General features: G+C 52.7%; 25 protein-coding genes and 1 pseudogene. 15 read left to right on the top strand and 11 right to left on the bottom strand.

Translation table 11 applies throughout. The features are described 5' to 3' along the window. The first annotated feature begins 2 nt into the window (after positions 1 to 2). The 7 genes from BN3277_RS12535 to BN3277_RS12505 all read left to right on the top strand — a co-directional run bounded on the left by BN3277_RS12535 (position 3) and on the right by BN3277_RS12505 (position 7,870). A complete protein-coding gene (locus BN3277_RS12535; RefSeq protein ID WP_059043168.1) occupies positions 3 to 1,472 on the top strand; it encodes a sensor histidine kinase in 1,470 nt (489 codons plus the stop codon). Next, positions 1,469 to 2,623, top strand: coding sequence for a hypothetical protein (locus BN3277_RS12530; protein ID WP_059043166.1), 1,155 nt, complete (start codon positions 1,469 to 1,471; stop codon positions 2,621 to 2,623). Before BN3277_RS12535 ends, BN3277_RS12530 begins: the two co-directional genes overlap by 4 nt. Before the next feature lie 177 nt (positions 2,624 to 2,800). Beyond that, complete coding sequence (locus BN3277_RS12525; RefSeq protein ID WP_157688716.1) at positions 2,801 to 4,177, top strand: ABC transporter substrate-binding protein; 1,377 nt, start codon at positions 2,801 to 2,803, stop codon at positions 4,175 to 4,177. Then, positions 4,170 to 5,051, top strand: coding sequence for a carbohydrate ABC transporter permease (locus tag BN3277_RS12520; protein WP_059043163.1), 882 nt, complete (start codon positions 4,170 to 4,172; stop codon positions 5,049 to 5,051). The genes BN3277_RS12525 and BN3277_RS12520 overlap by 8 nt, the downstream gene beginning before the upstream one ends. 15 nt (positions 5,052 to 5,066) lie before the next feature. Further along, positions 5,067 to 5,951 carry a carbohydrate ABC transporter permease gene (locus BN3277_RS12515; RefSeq protein ID WP_059043161.1) on the top strand — a complete coding sequence of 295 codons (885 nt, stop codon included), beginning with the start codon at positions 5,067 to 5,069 and terminating at the stop codon, positions 5,949 to 5,951. An 18-nt stretch (positions 5,952 to 5,969) separates the two neighbouring features. Continuing rightward, positions 5,970 to 7,115, top strand: a complete 1,146-nt coding sequence (locus BN3277_RS12510; RefSeq protein WP_059043160.1) for an efflux RND transporter periplasmic adaptor subunit — start codon at positions 5,970 to 5,972, stop codon at positions 7,113 to 7,115. A gap of 32 nt (positions 7,116 to 7,147) precedes the next feature. Continuing rightward, positions 7,148 to 7,870, top strand: coding sequence for an N-acetylmuramoyl-L-alanine amidase family protein (locus tag BN3277_RS12505; protein ID WP_059043158.1), 723 nt, complete (start codon positions 7,148 to 7,150; stop codon positions 7,868 to 7,870). Between the two features lie 22 nt (positions 7,871 to 7,892). On the opposite strand, the gene BN3277_RS12500 is transcribed toward BN3277_RS12505, so the two are convergent. The 3 genes from BN3277_RS12500 to BN3277_RS12495 all read right to left on the bottom strand — a co-directional run bounded on the left by BN3277_RS12500 (position 7,893) and on the right by BN3277_RS12495 (position 10,510). Next, entirely contained in the window at positions 7,893 to 8,324 is a 432-nt protein-coding gene (locus BN3277_RS12500) for a VOC family protein (protein ID WP_059043155.1), read from the bottom strand. Positions 8,325 to 9,372: 1,048 nt separating this feature from the next. Continuing rightward, positions 9,373 to 9,714, bottom strand: a complete 342-nt coding sequence (locus BN3277_RS26045; protein WP_232436416.1) for a hypothetical protein — start codon at positions 9,712 to 9,714, stop codon at positions 9,373 to 9,375. Between the two features lie 13 nt (positions 9,715 to 9,727). After that, complete coding sequence (locus BN3277_RS12495) at positions 9,728 to 10,510, bottom strand: DNA alkylation repair protein (protein WP_232436415.1); 783 nt, start codon at positions 10,508 to 10,510, stop codon at positions 9,728 to 9,730. A 151-nt stretch (positions 10,511 to 10,661) separates the two neighbouring features. Here BN3277_RS12495 and BN3277_RS12490 point away from each other — a divergent pair, with 151 nt between their 5' ends. Continuing rightward, positions 10,662 to 11,924: an MFS transporter gene (locus BN3277_RS12490; protein ID WP_059043153.1), complete on the top strand. Its 1,263-nt coding sequence runs from the start codon at positions 10,662 to 10,664 to the stop codon at positions 11,922 to 11,924. A 73-nt stretch (positions 11,925 to 11,997) separates the two neighbouring features. On the opposite strand, the gene BN3277_RS12485 is transcribed toward BN3277_RS12490, so the two are convergent. Then, entirely contained in the window at positions 11,998 to 12,639 is a 642-nt protein-coding gene (locus BN3277_RS12485) for a LysE family transporter (RefSeq protein WP_059043151.1), read from the bottom strand. Continuing rightward, the gene (locus BN3277_RS12480; RefSeq protein ID WP_059043149.1) at positions 12,636 to 13,076 is read right to left on the bottom strand and encodes an Lrp/AsnC family transcriptional regulator; all 441 of its coding nucleotides are present in this window, start codon (positions 13,074 to 13,076) and stop codon (positions 12,636 to 12,638) included. Before BN3277_RS12480 ends, BN3277_RS12485 begins: the two co-directional genes overlap by 4 nt. A gap of 255 nt (positions 13,077 to 13,331) precedes the next feature. Between BN3277_RS12480 and ybaK the strand changes: the two genes are divergently transcribed. Both ybaK and BN3277_RS12470 read left to right on the top strand, forming a co-directional pair. Further along, positions 13,332 to 13,832 carry a Cys-tRNA(Pro) deacylase gene (gene ybaK, locus BN3277_RS12475; RefSeq protein WP_059043146.1) on the top strand — a complete coding sequence of 167 codons (501 nt, stop codon included), beginning with the start codon at positions 13,332 to 13,334 and terminating at the stop codon, positions 13,830 to 13,832. 93 nt (positions 13,833 to 13,925) lie between these two features. Continuing rightward, positions 13,926 to 14,573, top strand: a complete 648-nt coding sequence (locus BN3277_RS12470) for a YfbR-like 5'-deoxynucleotidase (RefSeq protein WP_059043144.1) — start codon at positions 13,926 to 13,928, stop codon at positions 14,571 to 14,573. Positions 14,574 to 14,666: 93 nt separating this feature from the next. Here the strand turns inward: BN3277_RS12470 and BN3277_RS12465 are convergent, their stop codons facing one another. Both BN3277_RS12465 and BN3277_RS12460 read right to left on the bottom strand, forming a co-directional pair. After that, positions 14,667 to 15,650 carry a zinc-binding dehydrogenase gene (locus BN3277_RS12465; RefSeq protein ID WP_059043142.1) on the bottom strand — a complete coding sequence of 328 codons (984 nt, stop codon included), beginning with the start codon at positions 15,648 to 15,650 and terminating at the stop codon, positions 14,667 to 14,669. Positions 15,651 to 15,682: 32 nt separating this feature from the next. Continuing rightward, entirely contained in the window at positions 15,683 to 16,000 is a 318-nt protein-coding gene (locus BN3277_RS12460) for a LysR substrate-binding domain-containing protein (protein WP_059043136.1), read from the bottom strand. Positions 16,001 to 16,031: 31 nt separating this feature from the next. Here BN3277_RS12460 and BN3277_RS25090 point away from each other — a divergent pair. Beyond that, positions 16,032 to 16,145: pseudogene (locus tag BN3277_RS25090) on the top strand (SDR family oxidoreductase); the annotation flags it as partial. 54 nt (positions 16,146 to 16,199) lie between these two features. Here BN3277_RS25090 and BN3277_RS12450 read toward each other — a convergent pair. Together BN3277_RS12450 and BN3277_RS12445 are read right to left on the bottom strand one after the other, a co-directional pair. Continuing rightward, positions 16,200 to 17,123 (bottom strand): serine hydrolase domain-containing protein, encoded by a 924-nt coding sequence (locus BN3277_RS12450; protein ID WP_059043131.1) that lies wholly within the window; start codon positions 17,121 to 17,123, stop codon positions 16,200 to 16,202. Between the two features lie 16 nt (positions 17,124 to 17,139). Then, positions 17,140 to 17,466, bottom strand: a complete 327-nt coding sequence (locus BN3277_RS12445) for a YnfA family protein (RefSeq protein WP_059043130.1) — start codon at positions 17,464 to 17,466, stop codon at positions 17,140 to 17,142. A gap of 169 nt (positions 17,467 to 17,635) precedes the next feature. On the opposite strand from BN3277_RS12445, the gene BN3277_RS12440 reads away from it, so the two are divergent. From BN3277_RS12440 to ltrA, 4 genes are all read left to right on the top strand, one after another. Beyond that, on the top strand, positions 17,636 to 17,953 hold the full coding sequence (locus tag BN3277_RS12440) for a thioredoxin family protein (RefSeq protein ID WP_059043128.1): 318 nt from the start codon (positions 17,636 to 17,638) through the stop codon (positions 17,951 to 17,953). Between the two features lie 55 nt (positions 17,954 to 18,008). Continuing rightward, positions 18,009 to 18,698, top strand: coding sequence for a VOC family protein (locus BN3277_RS12435; RefSeq protein ID WP_059043126.1), 690 nt, complete (start codon positions 18,009 to 18,011; stop codon positions 18,696 to 18,698). Positions 18,699 to 18,795: 97 nt separating this feature from the next. Further along, complete coding sequence (locus BN3277_RS12430) at positions 18,796 to 19,584, top strand: TetR/AcrR family transcriptional regulator (protein ID WP_059043124.1); 789 nt, start codon at positions 18,796 to 18,798, stop codon at positions 19,582 to 19,584. Between the two features lie 476 nt (positions 19,585 to 20,060). Next, on the top strand, positions 20,061 to 21,479 hold the full coding sequence (gene ltrA, locus BN3277_RS12425; RefSeq protein WP_059041683.1) for a group II intron reverse transcriptase/maturase: 1,419 nt from the start codon (positions 20,061 to 20,063) through the stop codon (positions 21,477 to 21,479). An 86-nt stretch (positions 21,480 to 21,565) separates the two neighbouring features. Here ltrA and BN3277_RS12420 read toward each other — a convergent pair whose 3' ends face one another. Both BN3277_RS12420 and BN3277_RS12415 read right to left on the bottom strand, forming a co-directional pair. Next, positions 21,566 to 22,354: an ABC transporter permease gene (locus BN3277_RS12420; protein ID WP_059043121.1), complete on the bottom strand. Its 789-nt coding sequence runs from the start codon at positions 22,352 to 22,354 to the stop codon at positions 21,566 to 21,568. Then, positions 22,351 to 23,232 (bottom strand): ATP-binding cassette domain-containing protein, encoded by an 882-nt coding sequence (locus tag BN3277_RS12415; RefSeq protein ID WP_059043119.1) that lies wholly within the window; start codon positions 23,230 to 23,232, stop codon positions 22,351 to 22,353. Before BN3277_RS12415 ends, BN3277_RS12420 begins: the two co-directional genes overlap by 4 nt. Positions 23,233 to 23,534 lie beyond the last annotated feature (302 nt).

Here is a 23,534-nt window from a genome sequence, read left to right as displayed (position 1 = left end):
CGATGATCCGCACAATTCGAGGGAAATTTCTTGTCGGCTTTTTTCTCATCTTTGCCGTGTCCTTTCTGTTGTTAAATCAAACCGTCGATCACATTATCCAGAAGAGTAACCGGAACATTATCACAGACGATTTGATCGGGCTGAAAAAGAACAGTAATATCTATGTGCGACAGGCGTTCTTGATCAATCACTTCACGAATGATGATCTCTATTTCGGGCAGATGGCCGATGAGATCGTCAGTGACCTGAAGCGGGCGACCTCCAGCGAGGTCAGCGCCTATACCGTGGACGGGGTCCTGCTTCATTCGTCCTCGGATGCGGCCTTTACCCAGGTGGCGGATGATGATTTGCAGCAAGCGCTTGAAGGCAAAACCGCCTACACGATTTCCTATGAACAAGGAACGGCTGCCGTTCGTTACTCCTACCCGGTGATTATCGACGGAACCAAGGTGGGGATTCTGCGCTTTGCCAAGGATTTCACGTTGCTGTATGAGCAAAGCGATACGATTCTGAAGACCATCACGTATTTGGCCTTTGGCATCTTGGCTGCCGCTTTCCTGTTTTCGTATATTCTGTCCCGCAACATGACGATTCCCTTGGTCAAGCTTAGCAAAGCCTCGGGAGAAGTAATGAACGGAAATTTGGACGTGCGCATCGATGTCAAACGGACGCGGCGCGATGAAATTGGCCGATTGGCCGCCAATTTCAACGAGATGATCGGGCAGATCAAGCAGCAGATCGCCCGCATCGAACGGGACCGTGACCGCCTGGAGCGCTTAAATCGGCAGCGGAAGACCTTCTTCGACAATGTGACCCATGAGTTGAAAACCCCGCTCACCTCCATTTTGGGGTATGCGGAGATGATCCGCCAGCAAGGCGAGTCGGATCGGGCTTTTTTCGAGAAAGGCATGAACCATGTCGTTCAGGAAAGCGAGCGATTGCATGGGATGGTGCTGAGATTGTTAGAGTTATCGCAGGAAACTTCGGGTGGCGAGGAGTTCAAACGGGTCGAGACGGGGCAAGTATTGAGCGACACTTGCGAGGCTTTGGCGTTTAAAGCCAAGCGCTACCATAAATCGATTCACAGCGAAATCGAGGAAGAGCTGGAGGTCTACGGACAGGAAGACCGTATCCGTCAGATCTTCATTAATTTGCTGGACAACGCGATTAAGTACAGCAAGCCGCATTCGGAGATTACGGTCCAAGCGACCCGGGTGGGGGAGACGGTTCGATTCCTCTTTACCAATTGTGGAGAAACGATTCCACCGGACCAATTAAGGGAAGTTTTCGAGCCATATTATATTCCCGACCGGCACGGTGCCAAGGAGACGGGAAGCGTCGGATTGGGACTGGGCATTGTGAAATCAATCGTTGACGATCATGGAGGGGGCATTCGCATGACCAGCGAAAACGAAATAACAACCGTTGTTGTGGATTTGCCTTTGATGAAGTCGGAAGGGGGGCTGGCATGAACACGCGGTTTTGGATGACTGCGGTGTGGTTATTCATCGGTGTCACTCTGCTGTCCGGCTGCGTCGGGAGACCCCAGACCAAGACCATCATCATCCCGGACACGGAGGAGAGCCAAGATGCGAACGGGCCATCGGGTCCCTTTGAAGTCGAGAAGATCTACCGAATTCCCCTCGCCGCCAAAGGCGGGCTGTTGGGCTGGTTTGAATCGGATTCGTTGCTTGCGAATTTCTCCGGACCTAACGGATCGGAAAGCCTCCAAGTAATCAAGCCCCCTTATGAGGAGTTGCAGCAGGTCCTCAACACGAAAGCCAAGCAGTTCGTTTTCAATTTGTCTCCGGACGGACAGCGAGTTGCCGCGCTTGAGGAGAAGGCGGGACAATATGAACTCCAGCTGCTGTCTCTTACCGGGGGGACGGATCAAAAGCTAATTACTTTTGACACTTCCCAACTCACGACAAAATGGTTTACCTGGTCGGATAACAGCCGGTATCTCTCCTTCGCTAACTTTACTTCGGAACCCCGGACCAAGGGTGAATCCGAAATTAGGGTGTACGATACGCAAAACGGAACCTCTGTGATCTACAAGATTCCGATACCTAAGGACCAAAGGGCAGAGCTGTACAGCTCCGTTCATATCACCGATGACGGGAACAACGGGTTCCTTCTTGTCCAGCGGTTGGATGAAACGCGGCTGGTCATTGGGAAATTGAAGGAGGGGGAATTCGTTGCCCAATATGAGCATGAGTTAGCCCAAAACGGTCAAGCCGCTTGGTTAAATAACGATCAAGTTGCTTTCCTGGCACACGATGGGACGTTGTACACCTACGACCTGCGGAATGAGGCGGTAGCCGTGCTGTTGGACAACGCCTTCAGCTTTGAGTTGTCCGGGGACCGTCAGACCATTGCCTACAGCAAGGGAGACGGCACTTTGCTCGCCGGCAGGGTACAGGGGAACAATGTACTAAATGCTAGGCCAATCTATCAGGGGGTATTTCCATCACAGATGTCCTGGAGCCGGGATAACCGGAGACTGCTGATCTTCGGTGGGAGAAGTCTATTTCGCGGGACTCCGGCCCCATCCGTCGGGCAAAGCGCAGAAACAGCGGTTCAGGAAACCGAATGGCTGCCCTTCATCATCGAAATGAAATAACGTCTTTCCATGAACAGGAGCGTGAACGAGAACGCTCCTGTTTTTTTGCGTGTTCGGCAGTTTGGAGACATTTTGTTGACAACTTGGTTAAACGATGGTGACATCTCCCCTTTACGATGAAGTAGGCCGTAAAACATGATTCGCTCTAACGTAATGAGGCCGAAAGGAGTAATGGACGTGAAGACCTTCATCAAGAAAAGAACTAGGGCTACTGCGGCGGCTAGTTTCATCCTGTTGTTTGCACTTGCCGCATGCAGCGGCGGGGGAGGGAAACCCTCCCAGATCCAAATCGGCGAATCCGGGAATCCCGGGTCCGAAACGACAATCCAAGCTCCCACCAAGACAGGGAAGACAACGTTGGTCTTCTCGACCCTTTTTCCAGACAATCGTTTGCAGGAGCTGGTCAACCAATATGAAGCCTTACACCCGGAGGTGGAGATTCAGCTCCAGGCTGTGCAGACGGACGATGCCCATCTGGAGGCGGAAATGGAGAAATATCTGACCCAAACGAATACGGCCATGCTGGCAGGAAAGGGGCCGGATTTGCTGGTGCTGGATGATTTGCCGGCGGCGAGTTATGTGAAGAACGGACTGCTGGTTAATTTCGATGAGCTGATCGCACAGGATTCCACCTTTAAGAAGGCGGACTATTTCTCGAATATTCTGGACAATGCCAAGATCGGCGGCGGCTTGTACGCGATGCCCACTTCGTTCTTCCTGCACGGACTAGCCGGCGACGAAGAAGCGCTCGCGAAGGCAGGGGTTGAGATCAACGATCAATCCTGGTCTTGGAACGATTTTGCGGTCCTCTCCCAACAATTGGTCAACCAAACGTATCCGCATGTCATTCGTACTGAACCCCAATACATGCTGAACTGGATGGTATCCGACAATTTATCACTGTTCGTGGATGAGCCTAAGGGAACGGCCAAATTCAACACGGCCAGTTTTACCGGATTAATGAAGCAAGTGCAGGACATGTCCGAGGACGGGGTGATCGGTCTGGAAGGAATCCCTTATTTCTTCCCGGTGCAGATCAATTCGCCCGCTGATTATTTCGAATCGTTAAAAAGCTATCTGAGCCCTAACATGAAGCTGTATGTGAAGCCTCATGCCCAAGATGGAGGCACCGGAGGGTATTTCCAACCGTATCGAAGCATTGGCTTAAATGCCAGCTCCAAGGCCAAGGAACAAGCCTGGGATTTCGTAAAATTCATGATCTCCGATCAAGTGCCGGTCGAACCAAACCATGCCGGCTTCCCGCTAAATAAACAGCTTTACGCACAGGAAATCCAACAGTTGAAGAAAGAAGGCTCCGTGCAGACCGCCAAGGAGGGCCCTTTGAAGGGAGTTCCCATTAAGGTGGACCCGGACGAGCTGGATGCGCTTGAACAGGTTCTGACCGGAGCAACCCATCTGGTGTCTAAATTTCAACCGGATCAGCTGGCGGAGATTATCACGGAGCAATCCAAAGCTTTCTTCAGCGGGCAAAAATCCGCCGAGGCCGTCGCCGACTTGATCCAAAACAAGGTCACGACGTATCTCAATGAATAACCGGCGGCGGCTTGTGGCCCTCCGGCGGGAATCCGCGGCGGTAATGTTGTTTTTGGCTCCGAGTGTCCTTGGGTTTTCGGTGTTTTACTTGATTCCATTCGTGTTGGGCATCTCTCAATCCTTGACGAACCGTACGCTTGGCGGCCACTTCACCGGATTGACCAACTATGCGGAGCTGCTGGCCAGCGGCTCCTTCCGCAAAGCCGCTGCCAACACGCTGCTATTTACGAGCATCAGCGTTCCGCTCCTGATCGTTTTGTCCCTGGGTTTGGCGTTGTTGATCAACAAGGGACCGTTCTTCCGACAAGGCTTGCAGACCGCTCTGATCCTGCCGCTGGTGGTCCCTGTCGCATCGGTCGTCTTGGTCTGGCAAATTTTCGTTGACTGGAACGGTACATTGAACGCTTGGCTTGATCATGCGGGCCATAGCCGAGTGGATTGGCTGCAATCGGGGGCGTCGATGGGGGTGCTGGTGGTGCTTTATTTATGGAAGAACCTCGGTTACAACTTGATTTTATTTCTGGCCGGTTTGCAGCAAATCCCCCGGGATTACTACGAAACCGCGCGAATTGAGGGAGCGGGAAGGTGGCATCAGTTCACACGGATTACGTTGGTGTATTTGACGCCAACCTTGTTCTTCGTTGTCCTGATCTCGATTATCAACTCGTTTAAAGTGTTCCGCGAAACGTATTTACTCGCCGGGGATTATCCGTTTGACCGCATTTATATCCTGCAGCATTACATGAACAACATGTTTGCGGCGCTGGAGATTCAGAAGCTGACGGCGGCGGCGACCTTGATGGTTCTATGTATCGCCATCCTGGTTACGGTTCTCCTCTCGTTGGAGCGGCGGTTCCGCGATGTGCTGGATTAAAGGAGGGAAAGGCCGATGAAAAAGGCGAAGCGGCTTCCGAAGCTGGCGCTAACGGCAGGAATCGGCTTGATAGCCGCCTTAATGTCCATTCCATTGATCGTGACCTTTACGAATTCGTTGATGACGGAGCAGGAGATCGGCATGAATTACGGGCTGATCGGACAGATGACGGATGTCGCGGCGGGAGCGGGAGGCACTGCCCGTTTTGTCAATTTAAAGTTGCTCCCCGATTGGCTTAGCCTGGGGCAGTACCGGGAGGTCTTAATCATGAATTCCAAGTTCCTGCGGATGTTCTGGAATTCGGTGGGGATGGTGGTGCCCATTATCGTCGGTCAAACACTGGTGGCTTCTCTGGCAGCGTATGCTTTTGCAAAGCTGCGCTTTCGCGGAAGGGACAAGCTGTTTTTGCTCTATCTCTTGACGATGCTGATGCCGTTTCAAGTGACGTTAGTGCCGAACTATTTGGTGGCGAATGCGCTAGGTTTGATGAACACGGAAGCGGCCATTATTTTGCCTGGTATCTTTGGTGCGTTTGGAGTGTTTATGTTGCGTCAATTTATGGCGCATATCCCCGGTGCCTATACGGAAGCTGCAAAAATCGATGGAGCTGGGGAATGGACGGTATACCGGCAAATCGTTCTCCCGTTGGCCAAGCCCGGATTGGCGGCACTGGCGGTGCTGTTGTTTGTGGACTATTGGAATATGATCGAACAACCGCTTCTTTTTCTTGAGGATTCTTTTAAACAGCCATTGTCGTTATATTTGGCGCGAATTGCGGAGGAGGAGCGAGGAGTTGGCTTTGCGGCTTCCGTCTTGTACATGACGCCGATGCTGTTACTGTTCTTCTATGCGGAGTCGTATTTCATTCAAGGGGTGCAATTGTCGGGGATTAAAGGTTAGCAGGTTGGAGGGATCGCATTGGAAACGCAATGGAATGAAGAGTCGCGGCAACGTGTCAGGCAGCGAAATATCCGATGGCTTGCCGGAGGGTTCACCGGCTTGCTGCTGGTTTGTACGCTTCTTGGCAACACGCTGCAGAACCTGACGCTGCCTAAAGTGCTGGTAGGCGTTGCGAGTCCTGGCGAGCTGGAGCATTCATATGAAGGTACTGCGCTGTTGAAATATGGAGTCGAGCGGGATTTGGTGAACCCGGCCGGTTGGAAAGTGACCCGGGTGCATGTAAAAGAAGGGGAAGCGGTGCACAAGGGCGAGGTTCTGGTCGAGTATGACGATCGTGACGCAGCCCTGGAACTGGCCGACATGAAGGCGAATCTTGAGAAGCTGAAGCTGTCGCTGGCCAATGGAGAGGAAGCTTACAAACAAGCGGCACAGGCGGGGGATGAAGCGGCTAAGCAAACTGCAAAGACCGCCATCCAGACTGCGAAAATCGATATCACCACGCAGGAACAACATCTCGATGCTTTACAAAAAGAGATTGCGGATGACCGCCAGCTAGTTGCTCCGGTTGATGGCATCATCATCGAGATCTCCGCGGTTGAAGGACAAGCCTCACTCGGAGGGGCGGATATCCGTTTATCCGACAACTCCAAAGGGTTTCGTCTTGAACTGCCGATTCCGAATGATGTCGCAGAGCTACTGCGCATCGGGGATCAGCTGGACGTCCTGCTCCCGGATCAGGAGAACTCCATCATTCAGGGACAGATCATCAACCTGGAGGCAGGCGCGAACAGCGGCTTGTCCGGTGACGCGGCAGACCAGAAGGATCCAAATAGGAAGGCTGATCAAATCTTGACGATTTCGCTTCAAGGAGACCTGTTGCGCAGCGGAATGAAGGCGCGAGTTATTTTGACGAAAACAGGAGGCGAGGGGACGCTTCTTGTACCTAATGCGGCGATTCATGAGGATGATGCCGGTGCTTATGTGTACACAGTTGAACCGAGAGAAGGCCCGCTTGGGAATGCCTACTACGTTGCGCGAACCTCGGTCGAAGTGGCGGGGAGCAATGGGCATAACACCGCGATCAGCAGCGGGCTGTTTGAAGGGCAGTTGGTGATTGTTGACAGCACGGATCCGATTCTGGATGGCAGCCGTGTCCGTTATTGAGGGTGAAGAGGAGAAAATCGGGAGGAGAGCATATGGGGAAAAGTGGGAAAGTCGCGTATTTTATGGCTACCTTGGGGATCATTTTTGTTTTATTGTCCTTAGGAGGTGTGATTACCCTTGGCAGTGAGGGGAACGCAGGTTACGTTCATCCGTTCTTATCGTCCGGGCCGTCGGCTGGGGAGGATAAGCCGGTTCCCGGCGGAGCAGAAGGAAAGTACCGGATCGTCATCGACCCCGGGCACGGCGGGAAAGACCCGGGAGCGACTAGCGCAAGCGGCAAGGAAGAGAAGGATTTTACGCTGGCTCTAGCTCAGAAAGTGTATGAGTTGCTGCGGCAGGATCCGATGTTTGAACCTACCTTAACTCGGACAAGTGACGAGTTTATCGAGTTGGAGGACCGTTCCAAGGTGGCCAACGATCTCAATGCCGATGCGTTGATTTCGCTTCACGGCAACACGTATGAAGGGCCGGAGACGGTGTCCGGTACGGAGACGTATTACAATAACGAGGGAGACGGCAGTCATGAACTGGCGAAGGACATTCATCAGCACTTAATCGAGGCCTTGGGTTTTCGGGACAGAGGGGTACGTCAAGAGGACTGGAAAGTGCTGCGAACGAGCGAAGTTCCTGCGGTCCTGGCGGAAATCGGGTTTCTGACGAATGCGGAGAATGAGTCAGTCCTGTTAAGCGAAGCAGGGCAGGACAAGGCGGCCCACGCAATTGTAGAAGCGTTGAGGGAATACTTCGGAAAGTAAGTTTATGGAAGAAACGGCATGCTTACATGCCGTTTCTTCCGTCGTCATAACTGAGTTGCCATTCGATGCCGTACTTGTCCTTTACATTGCCGTAACAAGGACTCCAGAACGTTTCTTGCAGCTCCATTTTAACCGAGCCGCCTTCCTTCAGGCGCTCAAATGCGGAGGTGATCTCCTCCCGGTTGGAACTGACCAGCGCTAAACTGAGGTTGGTTCCGACGGTGTAAGGGGAGCCTGGGAACACGTCGGAGAACATCAGGTTACTGCCGCTCACCTTCAGGTTGGCGTGCATGACTCGGTCTTTCGCTTCTTCCGGAAGCGTATATTCCGGCTCGGCCGAGTGCGCTTCGCCGTACGTCAGGATTTGCGGCCGCTCCACGCCAAACGCCTGGGCATAAAATGCAACCGCCTCCCGGCAGTTGCCGTCGAAATACAAATAAGCATCAATCGGCATGTGATTCTATTCCTCCTCGTGATCTCACCTTATTTACTAGTAACTCCTTCCCCATTTTACCCAGAATGGGCCAAGATCAATCTAACTACACTAACCATAACAACACAACTGCAGCAACACAACTGCAGTAACACAACTGCAGTAATCCTAAGTGCAACAAACTAACCTCTTAAGCACCAACTGCAAAAGTGCATTTCAAAATGGGTAATATCGTGATTTCAAGGGGGATGAAGTGTAAAAGTGCAGTTCATTGAGGGTGTTTTTGGCCGAAACGGCGGTTTTGGGCGGAAATGAACTGCACTTTTACATCTAAAGAGCCCTTGGCAAGGGATTTTAGCCCAAATAACTGCACTTTTGCTGTTAATCCTGTTCAAATCGCAGTAGAACCAAACACAATCGTAGAACTAATCGCCAACGATAGAACTAATCGAAACAAGTAAAACTAATTGCAGCTGTCGAACCACCACAATAGTCGAACTAGCCGCCAAACAGTAGAACAAACTACAACAGTAGAAATAACCACAATAGTAAATCGAACCGCAACAGTTGTACCAACTACAACAGTAGGACTAATCGCAACATTAGAAACTGATCACAACAATAGAAACTAATCACAACAATAGAAACTAATCACAACAATAGTAAATAACCACAACAATAGAGCAAACTCCAACAGTATAATCCATACAGTAGATCCAACTACAGGGAGGGGAACTGCAACCAACTAACTTAACTACAAGAGCTCAACCCCCAGTAGCAGTAGTCAACTCCCCAGCCCAAAGCATCAACCTTAGCAGCTCCAACTGCAAAAGTGCATTTCAAAATGGGCAAAACCCCGAATTTAGGGGGATGAAGTGTAAAAGTGCATTTCATTGAGGGGGTTTTTGGCCGAAACGGCGGTTTTGGGCGGAAATGAACTGCACTTTTACATCTGAAAAGCCCTTAGTAAGGGATTTCAGCCCAAATAACTGCACTTTTGCAGTTGGCACGCGCGCAGGGGTTCGCGTGTGGAAAAGCAAAAGACCTGGCCAACCTGGCCAGGTCTTTGTTATGCTTCTCCGTCCGCTTGCAGCAACAATACGGTCTCGCCAACCTCGACGCCGTTCACCAGCAGCACGATGCAGTGCTCGCCGGGGTAATGGCGGCGGGTCGACAGGTCGGCCCAGCTGTGGCGCCGCGTACCGCCGATCCGTGAACCGCCGGGCACGGTTTTGTCCGACAGCAGGAACAGCTTACGCGAGGTGCGGCCGCCGGCTTTGACGAAGTCGATGCCGTACTCGACGCGCACCTTGGCCGATTCGCCCTCGCGGATCGTCAGCTCGTAGCGAAGCTCCGTGCTGTCGCCGATGCGCACCGAGTCCGGGGCGATCGCTAGCGTGGCCTCGGCCACTAGCGGCTCGCCGTCATCGCCGGCGGCGTACGCCGTCATCGCCGGCGGCGTAGCCGAACAGCTCCAGCGCCTCGGGGCCGCCGCGGCGGATCAAGGTGCGGCAGCCGTGACGCACGATCCAGTCGGTGTGCGGGTGCGTGTCTTTCCAGCGCCGCGCGAGCTCCAGAACCAAGTCTGGATGGTCCTTGGCGATATCATTTAAATTGTTGGCCACGCTTTTGCGGACGTACAAGCTGGGATCAGCCTTGAGCCGTTCCAAAATCGGCAGGATCGGCCCCGGATCGCGTTTGAACATCAGCAAGGCTTGTCCCCATGGAAGGCGCGGTCGGCAGCCTTCACTAGCCAAACGGCGGACATGCTCGTTGTCGTGCTCTGCCCATGCCGCCATCTGCCGCATCATCCGCTCGGGGTCCCGTTCGATAAACGAGCGGACGGCAAACTCCGCGGATGACTTCGCCGTAAAGCGCTCCAACGCCTGCATGGCCAGCGTCCAGTCTGTTTCGGCGCTTCCGAACACCTCAACGAAATCGGGAAAGAACAAGTAAGGAAACCCCTCACAGGTTTCGTCAATGGCATATAGAACGGCTAGCGCTTTTTCAAAACTAGGCGGAAGTAGGGCCCCCAACTTTAACGTAATCTGGCGCATCCGCGCCTTCAATTCCAGACTGTCCCATGTGTCGTCCATAACTTCGGCAACGAACCGCTCCACCTCAAACGGGGCATAGGCCCCCTTCACTTTGTTGCCGAAGCTGCATAAAAAGGCTTCGTTATACATTGATTTTAAAGTATCGGCCATTTTCATTCTCCGTTTCCTGCAAACTGTAATCGAGAGAGTTAGATTTCTAATTTACACGGATGGTTTTATTCCGCGCAAACACTTGCTAAACACGCCGTTAATGCTATTTTACTATAATTTAACCATTTGAGAGGGAAGGGGCAAATTACCTATGAACAAATCGGCGATACGCGCCTGGATTCTGTATGATTGGGCAAATTCAGCTTACTCCACCACGGTGTTGGCGGCGGTACTGCCGATCTTTTACGCGGGTGTGGCAGCACAAGGTTTAAATGAAACTACGGCGAGTTCCTATTTAGCCTATACGCATTCCATCGGTATGGCGCTGGTGGCCGTCATATCGCCATTGTTAGGATCAATCGCAGACATATCGGGGCGCAAGACTACGTTCCTGACCTGGTTTGCCCTGCTAGGTATCGTAGCAACAACCGGGTTCGCGATGGTTGGACCGGGGGACTGGCTACTCGCCTCGGCGTTGCTGGTCATCACGACGGTGGGGTTTTCCGGAAGCCTGACATTTTATGACGCCATGTTACCGGATCTAGTGCCATCCAGAGACCGGGACGACATATCGGCCAAAGGATATGCCGCAGGATATGTCGGCGGAGGAATTTTGCTGGCACTGAATCTGCTGATGATTCAACAGCCGCAGTGGATTGGTCTGAGCGACGAGTTGGCGGGCACCCGGCTTTCTTTTCTCAGCGTAGGCCTTTGGTGGCTGGTCTTCTCGCTGCCGATCATGCGCAAGGTGCCGAATTTGCCTAAACAATCGTCCGGACTAACGGCAGGCGGTTATGTACGGGCGGCGAGTCAACGCATCGGCGGTACGTTCCGGGATATCCGGCGCTATCCGCAGCTGTTTCGGATGATCGCGGCGTTCTGGTTTTACAATGACGGGATCAATACGATCATTCTGATGGCTACGATCTACGGAACCACCCTTGGCATCGGCACGAGCGATTTGATCTTAGCGTTGCTGATTACGCAATTTGTAGGGTTTCCCAGCACGATCCTGCTAGGAAAAGCGGCGGGACGACTTGGCCCGAAGCGGGTCTTGATTGCCTCGCTAGGGATTTATGTGCTGATTGTGCTTCTTGGTTTCGCCATGAACAGCGCGTTACATTTTTACATTTTGGCGGTTATGGTCGGGGTGGTGCAGGGGGGAAGCCAATCGATCTCCCGTTCGATCCTCAGCGATTTGATGCCGGCGAGCCGGACGGGCGAGTTTTTCGGCTTCGTGAACATTACGAGTAAATTCTCTTCCATCTTTGGTCCGTTTGCGTTTGGCCTTATCGGGCAGATCACTGGCAATCCGCGGCTGGGGATTTTGTCGCTGCTGCTGTTTTTTGGCCTAGGGATCGCCGTCGTGATGAAACTAAACCTGGATCGAGGCAAAGCCGACGCTTTGCGCTAGGATGCAGCGTAAGCCCCAAAGCCAAAACGAAAGACGCAGGTGACGAGCTAAGTGATAGAGAACGGGTTTCCGGCTAGGAGCTGCGGCCCGCTGTTGCGATACGCACGGCGTAGAACATCAGGGCAAGGCCAACGATAACGTTCAAAACAACCGACACCTGCGGTGCAATAAAGGCATTAGCCAGGCTGCCGATCCACGCGATTACGTTCAAAAAAATGAAGGTCGCCAATAAAGCGCCGAAAGCAAACCAACGCAACTGGATGCGGTTTAAGCTGAAGCCCGGCTCGTTAATTTTAGAGCCAAAGACTCCCGCCCAGAAGAGGATCGTTAGTGGATTGGAGGCGGTAAGCAGGATTGCGGTGAATCCCCCGTAGCTTCCGCCAACCCCATTCTCCGCCAACCTAAAGTCCGGCAGGATCTCCACCTGAAAAGCACTTAGCAATGTACTCAGCCCGAACAGGCTCACAACGATGGCGCTGAACCCCTTCAGCAGCGATTGCACGCGCCCCCTGCCTAGGAGGGAGGAGAGTCCCAGCACTGCAGCCGCCATATACAAGGCGTCCACCAGCGTGACCCCAAGAACGCCTGCGGCCGCTGCCGGATAGCCCAGCCGAGAGCCGGTTTGAAAAATAAACAAGCAGACCGGGCCAACGGCCAATTGCAGCAGCATCCCAAATCTGAAGCCGTGCAAGAGGGGGCGCACGCTTCTTTTCATAGATTGATGTTTTCCTTGAGGGTAGAGAGGGAGATCATCGTGTTGCTCTTTACGACCCCGGGAATCTTCTTTAACGTCTCCGTCAAAAAATACTCCAAATGCGCGGTATCTTCTACCAGCACTTTTAGCAAATAATCATATTCACCGGCGAGATGGTGGCATTCCAGAACCGGTCCGCAGGCGATGATCTTGGTGCGGAACGCTTCGATATACCTAGTATGTTCGATGCCAACAAATACGAAGGCCAGCAGCTTGTGGCCGGTTTTGGTGCGGTTGATTTTTACCGTATAGGCCTCGATGATCCCGGCTTCCTCCAGCTTGCGGATCCGCTCGGATACGGCGGGAACAGACAAGCCAACCCGCTTGCCAATTTCGGAGGCGGTCATGCGGCTGTTTTGCTTGAGTGACTCAAGAATTCGTTGATCAGTTATGTCCATAGGAATCCTTCTCTCTAAAACAGAATAATTACATCTAGAATAGAAGGGATCTTAAATCATGTAAATCCTGTTGCGTAAATAAGTTAATAATTAAATTAATTTTAGATAATCAATTAAATTAATAATGAGAAGTCCGATTGAAGGCCACATCGAAAAAACAAATTAAACCGTCCCGGACCTGTCATCCTTCCTGCGAAAATGCTAGGATTATGTCCATAGAGAAACCTGGAATTTCAAAGGAGTGGGAACCAACCAATGGCCGAGATCAAAACCAATGCCATGCGGATGCTGGACAAGTCCAAAACGCCTTACCAGATTTTTGCTTACGACGCGGAGGACGGACAAATTCATGGAACTGCGGTAGCTGAAAAGATCGGCAAACCCGTGGACCAAGTATATAAAACGCTGGTAGCTCATCAGGGCTCGGCGTTATTTGTGTTTATTGTGCCTGTAGCCGAGGAGTTGGACCTGAAAAAGGCAGCTAAAGCCGCAGGGGTGAAGAAAATCGAAATGCTGCCGCTAAAGGATTTACAGCAGCACACCGGTTATATCCGCGGGGGCTGCTCACCGATCGGGATGAAGAAGCTGTTCCCAACCTTTATTGACAGCCGGGCCGAACAGTTGGAGACCTTCCTTGTGTCCGCCGGACGGATTGGCTTACAAATGGAACTAACGCCCCGGCTGCTTGCGGCACAAGTCAATGGGAAGTTCGCGCCGCTCATCCGCGAGGGCGGGGCCGGAGAGGAAACGGAATAAGGAGAAGCTGGCGGGAAACGATAGATTTGACATGGCTCTAACAATCGCCGTCTATACTGAGGGTAAACCCTAAATAGAAAGATGGCTGATCCGATGGGCATTCATGCTTATTTTCGCTCCTTAAACGAATTGGAACGCATCTATCGCTGTCCCGGAAGGTTCAAGTTCGAAGAACATAGCGTGGCGGCACACTCCTGGAAGGTCGTGCAATACGCCAAGACGTTAGCCGATATTGAAGAGCAGCATGGCGTGGCGGTTGACTGGAAGAAGCTATACGAAATTACGAGCAGTCATGACTACGGCGAGATTTTTATCGGGGATATCAAAACCCCGGTCAAGCATGCGTCCATCGAGCTGCGCAACTTAATTCAACAGGTTGAAGAGGGCATGGTGCATAATTTCATCGACGAGCACATCCCCGAGGAGTTTAAACCGATCTTTCGCAGCCAACTGCGGGAGGGAAAAGACAACACCGTCGAGGGGTTGATCCTGGAGGTAGCTGACAAGCTGGATCAGGTGTATGAAGCATTTGCCGAGCTGCAGCGCGGGAACACAGAGAAGGAATTCGTGAAGATGTACCGCGATGCACTGGTCAAAATCAAAAACATTCGGCTCCATTGCGTCGATTACTTTCTTCGCGAAATTTTGACCGACATGGTCAACGAGGGGACAACCTCCCCGATTGATATCAAGCAGATCACCCAGGAAGCGCTGGAGCAAGCAGTGGCGCCTAGAGTCTAAAGTCTGTAGTATGAAGTTGCACCCAAAAAATAATAAGCCCATTCCAACCTCTTGGAATGGGCTTATTTGTACGCTGATGGCTTAGCGCCCTAGTTACAGCTTCGCAACGATTTTGCCGCGGACATGCCGCTGCGACAGGCGGATTAAGGCGTCCGGCACCTGCTCCAGCTCGATGATTTCCTGCACCATCGCGCTAACTTTGTTCTGCTGCAGCAGGGCCATAAATTCTCCCGCCAGGATGGCGAGCTCTTCTTCGGCCTTGCGGCTTCCCGATCCATAAGCGCCGGCAATCATCAGCTTGTGCAGCGTAAACGATTTGCTGGACGGTTGGAAGTCAGCTACGGTCTCCGGCGCCCCGGCGATGCAGGCTAACTGTCCGCCGAAAGCCAATGTACTCAAATCCTGCTGGGCGGTTGCCCGGTTCAGCGAGTTGAGGATCAAGTCAACCCCAACTCCGTTGGTGAGGGCCAACACGCGTTCCTGAACATTTTCCGTTGTGTAGTCGATGACATGATCCGCTCCAAGGCTGCGGACATATTCCGCATTGTGCGGTGAAGCCGTTGCGATGATCGGGGAGGCGCCGTACAGCTTCGCAAGTTGGATGGCGTATCCACCCACCCCGCCCGCGCCGGCATGGACCAGGATGGATTGCCCTGCACGGAGCTGCATTTTGCGGGTTAAAACCTGGTACGCCGTCAACCCGGCGCAAGGAAAGGCAGCCGCATCCGTAAAGGATACGCCGTCCGGAATCGCCGCCACGGTATGGGCGACGGTCACGGTATATTCGGCAAAACCTCCCGGCTTGGTGAAATCGGCCATATAGGCGACCCGATCTCCCGGCTTCCAGGTGGTGACACCTTCGCCGACGGCGTCAACGACACCGGCTACGTCGATGCCGAGGACAAACGGATAATTCCAAGCCGGATGCCCATTGGGCGATACTTTGTAATCGATCGGATTCAGGCCGGCGGCCTGGACGCGCACCCGGATTTCGCCGGGACCCGGTTCAGGCAAAGGCAACTCGGCGATATTCAGCGTATCGGGTTTCCCCGGTTTCGGAAGGACAAGTGCTTTCATTGGGATCTCCTTTTCATCACATGATCATTTCGTTAGTTACTTGTTTTATCATAGCACAGACTTTGTACGTAATCGATAAACCGCTTGGCTACTGGCGACACGTAGCGGTCCTTACGCCATTTCAAGCCCAGCTCCCATTGCCAACCTTCCTCCTGAATCGGAATCCACACGAGCCCGTCAAGTTCCAAGCCCATCGTTTTCGGAAGGACGGACACGCCAAGGCCGGCCTTGATGAACCCCGCCACCGTGATTAAATCCTCGGCGTCGTACGTCGATGCCAGCGTAAACCCGGTGTTTTGAAACCGGTCCAAAATGGTAGCCTTTAACCCGCAGTTGTTTTTAAGCCCCACAAACGCCGAGATTCCCCTGCGTTAATTCGAACCGAACCTGCCGGAAGAAGTTGCCGAGCTTGTCGCATTCCTCGTCTCCGATCGGGCGGGATCCATTAACGGCAGCGAATATGTCATCGACGGAGGAACGATTCCTACCGTATAACTTTAATAAGAGGGACTGTCTCATCGTCTACGGACGAAACAGCCCCTCTTTTCGTTATAAATAAGGCGCAATCCCCAATCGGAATACCTCAGCCGGAGGACGGTCTCGTTTCAGCTTATCATCGGTCAGGACAACAACGGTCTCCAGGCTGGGAATGACATAAATAAACTGCCCCCCGTAACCGCGGGCGTAGAAGAAATCAAACGATTTCGCTCCTTCCTTCTGATACACGTCCGTCCACCAATGCCAGGCATAGCAGCCGCGCCTTGGCGCTTCGACGTCGATGGCGGGCCGGACGGATTCCGCCAAGCGTTCCCGGCTGATCAGCTGGCGTCCGTTCCAGACGCCTTGTTGCAAATACAGCAGACCAAACTTCATCATATCGTCCGGTCGGAGCCACAAGCCAAACCCGCCGGTATGGATGCCTTGCGGGTCGTGCTCCCATCGGAACTTCTCGATGCCAAGCGGGCCAAACAGATACTCTTCGGCAAACCGGGTCACCGGCGTGCCGGCCGCTTGGACCAGGATCGCCGACAACAGCTGAGAGCCGCCGGAGTTGTATTCCATCCGGTCCCCAGGGCGATCGGCCATCGGCTGTTCCAGCGCGAACTGGACCCAATCGGGCGAGCGAGTCATCCGCGGAAACGAATTATGCCCGCCGAATTCTGTCCAATTCCAACCGCCCGACATGGTGAGGAGATGCCGCAAAGTAATCTCCCGTTTCCGCTCGTCGGGGTCCTTTTCCAATTGGGGGAAGAAGGTACGGATGGCCGTATCGGGCGGCGGCAGCAGCCCTTGGTCAAAAGCGATGCAGATCAGGGCGGACAAAAAGCTTTTTGTACAAGAGTTGGTCTTAGCAAGTTGGTCGGCGATTTGCGCGTTTCGGTAATGTTCGAAGACGAGCCGACCTTCCCGACGAATAAGGCAGCTTCGCAAATGAAGCGGCGTGATGGCTTCGGTAATGGAAGTGAGATTCATGACATCATTGTCCTTTCTAATGTCGTGGTGCCCAGAGGATGATCGAGACGCCTACGAGGCAAACCGCGGCGCCAAGCCAGTCGTAAAGATCGGGGGTCTTCTTGTCCACCCACCAGCCCCATAACACGGCCAGCGCGATGAACACTCCGCCGTAGGCTGCATAAACACGGCCAAAGGAAGGAAACTTCTGCAACGTCGGAATCATTCCATAGACGATCAAGATCAGCCCGCCCACAATACCGTACCACAGCGGTCTGGATTCACGAAGCCACAGCCAGACCAAGTAGCCGCCGCCGATTTCGGCGAGTCCGGCAACAAGAAATAAGAGTATCGCGAGAAGCATGTTGGTGCCCCATCCTTTCGCGTTATTTTTACCAAAGATTGTACCATGGATCCACCAAGATGAAACCTTAATGAAGACTATGGCGTCTTTGCGCGAATGCGCTATAATCAAGGTGTAGCAAATATTCAAATTTAAACTATCAAATCTACCATTAAAGGAGTGGATCCGGATGGAACGCGTCCAATCGGAAACGCAATTCGATCAATTGATTCAAAGAGACCAGTATACGGTCATTAAATTTGATACGACCTGGTGCCCGGACTGCAAAAACCTTGACCGGTTTATCGGAGATATTATCCAAGAGCATACGGACAAAGAGTTCTACGCGATGGATGCGGAGGAATTCCAGCCGCTGGCTGAAGCCAACGAGGTGCGGGGGATTCCGAGCCTGCTCGTCTACAAAAACGGAGAGAAAATCGCCCACCTGCATAGCAAATTCGCCAAAACGCCGGGGCAAATCCGCGAATACCTGGAGAGCTTGGCTTAATTCTTCGGTAAAAAGGAAGACTCATCGTCCGTCACCTGAGATGGGAGAGAGGAACATGAAGTTTACGGAAATGACCTTAAGATCGGGGCAACTGCAGGAGACGGAGGTTTTTTATACCGAAACCTTGGGGTTTGCCCTTGTCGAGCAAGGGCTCGAGCATTTTACGATTCAAGCCGGTGCGACGCTGATTACGTTCCGTATGGCGAAGGAACACGAATCTCCGTTTTATCATTTTGCGTTAAATGTGCCGGAAAATAAGTTCGCGGAAGCCAAGCAATGGTTGGCGGCGAGAGTCCCTCTGATCCGTGAACAAGAGGAGGACGAAGTGTTCTTCACCTCCTGGAATGCACATGCCGTGTATTTCAAGGACCCCTCCGGCAATATCGTGGAATGGATCGCCCGGCATAACTTGCCCAGCGGGATCAACCATGATTTTACGATCGACGACATCATGGGTGTCAGCGAAATCGGCATCATCGCTTCAGAGGTGATCCCGTTTGTTCACCAGCTGAACGAGGCCGGACTCGCGAACTGGAAAGCGGACGATCCCGGGCTAACCCCGGTCGGGGACGAGTACGGGCTGCTGATCGTTGTCAGGGATCACCGGGAGTGGTACTTCTCTAACCAGACCCCGGCTCGCTTCTATCCGGTCGAAATAACCGCCGCCGGCTTTGGGCGATTGAGCTTCCCTGCGCAGGACGAGTTCTGGAGAATTCCCTTGGGTGCTGCAGAGACGGATTCTTGATGCAACGTTCATGGATGTTGTCCTTCGATTTATGGTATATTGCTTATAGAATAAGCAGTTTATCGCATGACCTTATGCAAAATGAGGAGACACAGAGATGAACGAAAAAGGAAACAAAGCGGACGATCGCCACGACACCAAGGGCCTTCCTCACGGCGTAGCCTTGACTTGGGGGTTGGTTAAGGAACCCAAGCGGGGTCCCAAACGGGAAATGAGCATCCCGGAAATTGTCCGTACCGCGGTTGAACTTGCAGATAAGGACGGACTCGCTGCCGTGTCCATGAATCGGGTCGCCGGAGCATTGGGGTATACGGCCATGTCGCTGTATCGATATATTCCAAGCAAAGACGATTTGCTGCTGCTGATGCAGGAGGCTATCTGTGACATCCCTCTGCCGGAGAACCCCGATCCGGATGATTGGCGGGGTATGATGCGCACTTTTGTTTGGAGTACGGTGCAAGTCTATCGGGAGCATCCCTGGTTTGCCGATCTTCCGATTTACGGGGCGCCGATCACCCCCAACAGCCTGCGTTTCGTTGATTGGGCCCTGCAGGGGATGGAGAACTTTCCCATCAGCGGTTACGCCAAAATGTCGATCGTCCTGCTGTTAAGCAGTTATGCGCGGGCCTGTGGCATCCTGCAACGCGATATGGACCGAGCGATAAGCTCCGGTACGAGCCTGGATGAATTTAGCGGGTTCAGCTATAGTGCGGCGCTGAAGGAGCTCGTCACCCCGGAGCGTTTTCCGTATCTGCATCCGCTTGTGATGTCCGGAGAATACACCGGTGAAAATGAAGCCGAGAGCGATGTGGGGAACGACATCGAATTTGGGTTGGAGCGGATTCTTGACGGAGTGGAACAATATTTAACTAGCGCCGCGAAGTGAACGTATTAAGTGGAAGAGGAAGGCGATCAACGGAAAACAGGGAAATCGAAGCGATTCGATTTCCCTGTTTTAGTGCGCCACGCATGGCGCGTAGCTAGGCGGTGAAAGTCCGCTATGGGGGCTGGCAGTTGCCAACCATTAGCCAAGAGCAAGGGTGTCCATCGTGAGGTGGAATCTGAAGGAAGCTGGAGGCAAAGTCCCGGCCTGAGGAACACGAATCGCATCAGGCATCCAAAGTGGGATGAGTCTGCTAAACAAGACGAAATCCAATAAACTGCACGGACACGCGGATGTAAATGCGGCGGGTATACGGGATGAAAGTTACGCGTCTTACCGTGGGAGGTCTCATGGACGTGAGGAGATGAATTTCAAATCATGGTTGAAACAAGATTTATCATGAGAAGTCAGCAGACGCCATAGTACCTCGGTTAGTCGACAACTTGAGGGAAGGGCTGAACCTAAGGAGGTGTGGGTTAATGAATGGTACCGAAACAGGAGTCAAGTGCAGCCAACTTCGAAGAGAAGGCTCGACGCAAAACGTACATGCGGAACATGGAGAATATGCGGGAGCGCACAGTCCTGAGCGGATACCTGAAACCGACAGCACCGACGCAACCGAGTCGAAGGACGAGTTGCTTGAGAAAATCGTTAGCAGAGACAACATGAACGAAGCGTTCAAGCGGGTCAAAACTAACAAAGGATCTCACGGAATCGACGGGATGGGAGTAGATGAACTTCTACAATATCTCCGAGAGAACGGAGAAACCATCAAGGAATCCATTCTGGACGGAACCTACCGTCCGAATCCTGTTCGAAGGGTAGAAATCCCGAAAGAGAACGGAAAGAAGAGAAACCTGGGAATTCCTACGGTTGTTGACCGAGTTATCCAACAGGCGATCGCTCAAGTGCTTACCCCGATCTACGAAAAACAGTTTTCGGAGAACAGTTTCGGATTCCGACCCAAGAGAAGCGCACATAACGCTATTCAGAGAAGCCAATCAAACATCGAAGAAGGGTACAAATACGTGGTCGATATGGACTTGGAGAAATTCTTTGACACCGTTAACCAAAGCAAATTGGTGGAAGTCTTATCCCGAACCATTAAAGACGGGCGGGTCATCTCGCTCATCCACAAGTACCTGAAAGCCGGCGTTGTCGTGAAGCACCGCTTCGAGGATACGGAAATCGGCGTACCGCAAGGGGGCAATCTGAGTCCAATTCTCAGCAACATTATGCTGAACGAACTGGACAAGGAACTGGAAAGCCGCGGGCACCGCTTCGTGCGCTATGCGGACGATCTCCTGATCTTCAGCAAAAGCAAAAGGAGCGCGGAACGGACACTGGAGAACATTCTTCCCTTCATTGAAAAGAAGTTGTTTCTCAAAGTGAACCGGGAAAAGACAGTGGTGGACGAGGCGTGGAAGGTTAAATTTCTTGGGTTCTCCTTCTACAAAAGGAAAGGAGAGACACGAGTCCGCATTCATCCGAAATCCGCTGCCAAGATGAAAGCCAAAGTAAAGGAGCTCACGTCCAGAAGCAACGGGATGGGAAATGAAGAACGAGCCGAAAAGCTTAGACGCTACATCATGGGGTGGATCAACTACTACAAAATAGCGGATATGAAAAGTATGCTCCAATCCACGGATGAATGGATGAGAAGGCGGATTCGCATGATCTTCTGGAAGCAGTGGAAACGAGTGAGGACGAAATTCGAGAAACTGCAATCGCTCGGAATCCAAGGACAAAAAGCATGGGAATACGCAAACACGAGAAAGGGCTACTGGAGAATCTCCAATAGCCCCGTCCTCTCGAAGTCCCTCGGAAATAACACTCTCAAGGGCTTAGGATTTCTCTTCTTCTCGGATTATTATCGACAAGTAACTGCGAAAACTTAGGAACCGCCGTATACCGAACGGTACGTACGGTGGTGTGGGAGGTCGGCTACTCAATTAATGGGTAGCCTCCTACCCGATTTATGGTGTTATCGTTGCCCTGACCGTTGATGAAAGGACACCCGGCACCAAACGAAGGCTCCGACGATAAGGAGCAGACACCAACCAACGGCCCACCAGGCGTTGGTGCCGATAGGGAGGCCGGTCAGCAAGCCGCGGATCGTTTCGATCGCCGGCGTGATCGGCTGATGGGTTGCGAAGCCCTGGAGCCATTGGGGCATCGACCGCGTGGGGACGAAGGCGCTGGACAAGTAGGGCAGGAACAGCAGGATAAACCCGTAACCGCTAGCGGCGGAGGCGCTCCCGGCAACTAAGCCTATGGCGGCGAACAGCCAGGTGATGGCAAGGATAAATAAGACGATAACACCTGCAGCCCCAAGCCATGCCCCTAGGCCAACGGAAGGACGGAAGCCGACAAGGAGGGCAACGCCAATGACAATCGCCGTGGCAACCAGGTTCCGGACCAGGCTGGCCGCAACATGCCCGGTGATCACGCCAAGGCTTTGGATCGGCATTGTGCGGAATCGCTCGATCACGCCGTTGGAGATGTCCTCGGCGACTTTGACCGCCGTCCCCGAGGCGCCAAATCCGGCACAGAGCAAGATAATTCCGGGAACCACATAGTCGACGTAATTACCGGTAGGGTCAAGGGCACCTCCAAAAACATACGTAAACAGCAGCATCAGCATCACCGGAAGTGCGATCGCCATGACCATCGCGTCCACGTCTCTCAGGCTATGGCGAATGCCGCGGCCGATAAAGACCCAATTCGTCGTCCAGGACGAAGCGGGTTGAACGGAGAATTGCGCTTCTCTCATGCGGATACCTCCTTCTCGCCGGCAGTTAGAGTAATAAAGACATCATCCATCGTTGGGCGCTGAATGCTGACACGCGTATCTGCAGGCACCTGGGAGTGTAGATGATTCAAAATGCCCAGCAAATCACGGATGGTGCCGTCGGTTGGCACTCGGGAAACCAGCCGATCTTCGGCGTCCCGAAGCTCCACCCGATCGCTGCGAACTTGAGCTTTCAGTTGCTCCGCCGTACCGGTTGCAACGATTTGTCCGTCCTTGAGGACGGCAACCGTGTCCGCCAACTGATCGGCTTCCTCCAAATACTGCGTTGTCAGAAAAATCGTATGGCCCTGCCGCGCCAATTCCGTAATGCCGTCCCACAGCACCCGTCGGCTCCGTGTATCGAGGCCGGTCGTCGGTTCGTCCAGGAAGATGACCGGATGGCTGACAATCAGGCTGATGGCAAGATCGAGGCGTCGACGCATGCCGCCGGAATAGGTCTTTACCCGCTTGCGGGCCGCATCAGTCAGGTCGAATCGTTCCAGCAGTTCTGTTGCACGCAAACGGGCCGCTTTGGAGGAAAGGCCCGAGAGACGTCCCATCATCACCAAATTTTCCTCGCCAGTTAACACCTCATCAACGGCGGTAAATTGTCCGGTGAGACTGATCGAGCGCTTGACGTCACGCTTTTGGGCAACTACATCGTACCCGGCTACCCGTACCGTTCCTGCATCCGGCGCGGTCAGCGTTGAGAGGATACGGATCAATGTGGTTTTGCCGGCGCCATTCGGGCCAAGCAAAGCATAGACCGTACCTGCTGGTACGACAAGGTCAACGCCGTTTAATATCGATTGGTTGCCAAAGCTTTTGTGTAAACCACAGACTTCGATGGCATGATTCATATCATTTATTCCCTCCTCATTCTAATTAACTGTATATAATATAAACAGTATATGACGTATACATATGTTTCGTCAATTCAAATATACACCCCATCTCGTTCGTTTGTTTGTTCTGCGACTTTCGAAATGCGATCCAGTGATCGAGAGTAGTGCTATTTTCCTGTTTTTTGACAACGAAGAGATCGCCTCTACAATAAAGGGCAGCATCGGACGATAATCCATGTTGGAGTGGTACTTTTTTCCACAATAGGACTGCTCGATGCGAATTTTTAATGTTAGGAGACATGCGATGGCGAGAGTGC

Source organism: Paenibacillus rubinfantis (genome assembly GCF_001486505.1).
Lineage (GTDB): Bacteria > Bacillota > Bacilli > Paenibacillales > Paenibacillaceae > Fontibacillus > Fontibacillus rubinfantis.
Note: the sequence above shows the minus strand (reverse complement) of the source record. Positions and strands in the feature narration are given on the sequence as shown.